This is a genomic window from Phyllobacterium sp. P5_D12, assembly GCF_054049495.1.
In genome coordinates this window covers 1-3,508 of the sequence record NZ_JBFUMG010000468.1, presented here as the reverse complement: position 1 = coordinate 3,508, position 3,508 = coordinate 1, and the positions used below count along the sequence as shown (strand labels likewise).

The window sequence follows — 3,508 nt, the reverse complement described above, 5'->3', positions numbered from 1 at the left end:
GAGCGACACGCTCTGGAGTTCATCTCAAACAGGGTTCGTTTTACGATCGAAATGCAATTTRCCGCTCGCATGAGGCCTTTAGGGCTTCCTCTGCTTTTATTCGGGCAACCACCCTTGCGGTGGTTTAGTTGCCCGAATTCGTGCATGAGCATGGCGCTGAAACGGCCCTGACGGGCGAAGATACGAGATTTGTATCAAAGCGCTAGCGCTTTGATACGCATTACAAAGAGGGAAGGTTGAATGCCTACCGTAAACCAGTTGATCCGCAAGCCGCGCACTGCGCCGGTCAAGCGCAATAAAGTCCCTGCTCTGCAGGAAAACCCGCAGAAGCGCGGCGTTTGCACTCGCGTCTACACGACGACCCCGAAGAAGCCGAACTCGGCTCTGCGTAAGGTCGCCAAGGTGCGTCTGACGAACGGATTTGAAGTCATCGGATATATTCCGGGTGAGGGGCATAACCTTCAGGAGCACTCTGTCGTGATGATCCGCGGCGGCCGTGTAAAGGATTTGCCGGGTGTTCGTTACCACATCATCCGTGGTGTTCTGGATACCCAGGGCGTCAAGAACCGCAAGCAGCGCCGTTCCAAGTACGGTGCGAAGCGTCCGAAGTAAGATTTTCCGGGACTTTGGCCACCAGGTAGGTCAACCCGATGCAGATAAGAGACAGAGAATATGTCCAGACGCCATAGTGCAGAAAAGCGTGAGATCAATCCGGATCCTAAGTTCGGCGATCTCGTTCTGACCAAGTTCATGAATGCAGTCATGCATCATGGCAAGAAGTCGATTGCTGAGCGTATCGTTTACGGTGCGCTTGAGTCAGTCGAGAGCAAGAGCAAGCAGGAGCCGGTTGCCCTGTTCCATCAGGCTCTCGACAATGTAGCGCCGCACGTCGAAGTTCGTTCGCGCCGCGTTGGTGGTGCAACGTATCAGGTTCCGGTCGACGTTCGTCCGGAGCGCCGTCAGGCTCTTGCCATCCGCTGGCTGATCAATGCAGCACGCGGCCGCAATGAGACGACGATGATCGATCGCCTGTCCGGTGAACTTCTCGATGCTGCAAACAACCGCGGCTCGGCTGTGAAGAAGCGTGAAGACACGCATCGCATGGCAGAAGCCAACCGCGCATTCTCGCATTACCGCTGGTAATTGCGAAAACATTAGTCCTAGAGGCACCATATCATGGCTCGCGAATATAAAATCGAAGACTACCGGAATTTCGGTATCATGGCGCACATCGACGCCGGCAAGACCACGACTACGGAGCGTATTCTTTATTACACTGGCAAGTCGCACAAGATCGGTGAAGTCCACGATGGCGCCGCAACCATGGACTGGATGGAGCAGGAGCAGGAGCGTGGCATCACGATCACGTCCGCTGCCACCACGACCTTCTGGAAGGGTCGTGACGGCAAGATGCGCCGTTTCAACATCATCGATACGCCTGGCCACGTCGACTTCACCATTGAAGTAGAGCGTTCGCTGCGCGTTCTCGACGGCGCGATTGCGCTTCTCGATGCCAATGCCGGTGTTGAGCCGCAGACTGAAACTGTCTGGCGTCAGGCTGAGAAGTATCATGTTCCGCGCATGATCTTCGTCAACAAGATGGACAAGACCGGCGCTGATTTCTATCGCTGCGTCGAGATGGTCAAGACCCGTCTTGGTGCCAAGGCTCTCGTCATGCAGCTGCCGATTGGCGCCGAGACAGAGTTCAAGGGTGTTGTCGATCTCATCGAGATGAAGGCACTTGTCTGGCGCGACGAACAGCTCGGCGCACAGTGGGACGTCGTTGAAATCCCTGCCGATCTCAAGGATCAGGCCGAAGAATATCGCGAAAAGCTGATCGAGACTGCTGTCGAAGTCGATGAAGCTGCGACCGAGGCTTACCTCGAAGGCAACATGCCGGACAATGACGCCCTGCGCGCTCTGATCCGCATCGGCACATGCCGCGTTGACTTCCATCCGGTATTCTGCGGTTCGGCRTTCAAGAACAAGGGCGTGCAGCCTTTGCTTGACGGTGTTGTTGAATATCTGCCTTCGCCGGTTGACGTTCCTGCCATCAAGGGCATCGATCCGAAGACCGATGCGGAAACGACCCGCAAGTCGTCCGACGACGAGCCGCTTTCCATGCTCGCCTTCAAGATCATGAACGATCCGTTCGTTGGTTCGCTGACCTTCTGCCGCATCTATTCCGGCAAGCTGACCAAGGGCATTTCGCTCGACAATACGGTCAAGGAAAAGCGCGAACGTATCGGCCGCATGCTGCAGATGCATTCCAACTCGCGTGAAGACATCGAAGAAGCCTTTGCCGGCGACATCGTTGCTCTCGCAGGCCTCAAGGAAACCACAACGGGTGATACGCTCTGCGATCCGTTGAAGCCGGTTATCCTCGAGCGCATGGTATTCCCGGAGCCGGTTATCTCGATCTCGGTAGAGCCAAAGACCAAAGCCGACCAGGAAAAGATGGGCCTCGCGCTCAATCGTCTTGCTGCTGAAGATCCTTCGTTCCGCGTCCGCACTGACGAAGAATCCGGCCAGACCATCATCTCGGGCATGGGCGAACTTCATCTTGACATTCTCGTTGACCGTATGCGTCGCGAGTTCAAGGTCGAGGCAAATACAGGTAGCCCCCAGGTTGCCTACCGTGAATCGATCACCCGCAAGGCCGAGATCGATTACACCCACAAGAAGCAGTCCGGTGGTTCGGGTCAGTTCGCCCGTATCAAGGTTATCTTCGAGCCGCATGACGGCGACGATTTCATCTTCGAATCGAAGATCGTCGGCGGTGCCATTCCGAAGGAATACATCCCGGGTGTTGAAAAGGGTATCCAGAGCGTCATGGGTGCGGGTCCGCTCGCAGGCTTCCCGATGCTCGGCGTGAAGGCCACGCTGATCGACGGTGCATACCATGATGTGGACTCGTCGGTTCTTGCCTTCGAAATCGCAGCTCGCGCTGCGTTCCGCGAAGGTGCGCAGAAGGCCGGTGCCCAGTTGCTCGAGCCGATCATGAAGGTCGAAGTCGTTACGCCTGAAGATTACGTCGGTGACGTGATTGGCGATCTGAACTCACGTCGTGGTCAGATCCTCGGTACAGAACCGCGTGGTATTGCGACCGTCATCAATGCACAGGTGCCGCTGGCCAACATGTTCGGTTATGTGAGCAACCTGCGTTCGATGAGCCAGGGCCGTGCACAGTACACCATGCAGTTCGATCACTATGAACCTGTACCGGCAGCAGTCGCGCAGGAAATTCAGAAGAAGTTTGCGTAACCATAAGGTTGCGCGTGACAGTTGAAGTAAAGCCTGAGCAGGCGAACAGTTAACGGAGAGCTCAGATGGCTAAGAGCAAGTTTGAACGTAACAAGCCGCACGTCAACATTGGCACGATTGGTCACGTTGACCATGGCAAGACGTCGTTGACGGCAGCGATTACGAAGTATTTCGGTGAGTACAAGCCGTACGACCAGATTGACGCAGCGCCGGAAGAAAAGGCGCGCGGCATCACCATTTCGAC

At 55.8% G+C, this 3,508-nt stretch carries 4 protein-coding genes; all 4 read left to right on the top strand.

The features are described from left to right. Window positions 1-240: 240 nt before the first annotated feature. Window positions 241-612 (top strand): 30S ribosomal protein S12, encoded by a 372-nt coding sequence (rpsL, locus tag ACXJ5O_RS21920; protein ID WP_008121760.1) that lies wholly within the window; start codon window positions 241-243, stop codon window positions 610-612. 60 nt (window positions 613-672) lie between these two features. Next, the gene (gene rpsG, locus ACXJ5O_RS21915; RefSeq protein ID WP_099999168.1) at window positions 673-1,143 is read left to right on the top strand and encodes a 30S ribosomal protein S7; all 471 of its coding nucleotides are present in this window, start codon (window positions 673-675) and stop codon (window positions 1,141-1,143) included. Window positions 1,144-1,176: 33 nt separating this feature from the next. Next, on the top strand, window positions 1,177-3,264 hold the full coding sequence (gene fusA, locus ACXJ5O_RS21910; RefSeq protein WP_114429381.1) for an elongation factor G: 2,088 nt from the start codon (window positions 1,177-1,179) through the stop codon (window positions 3,262-3,264). A gap of 65 nt (window positions 3,265-3,329) precedes the next feature. Next, the coding region (locus ACXJ5O_RS21905; protein ID WP_457301739.1) for a GTP-binding protein at window positions 3,330-3,508 on the top strand (179 nt) is incomplete at its 3' end.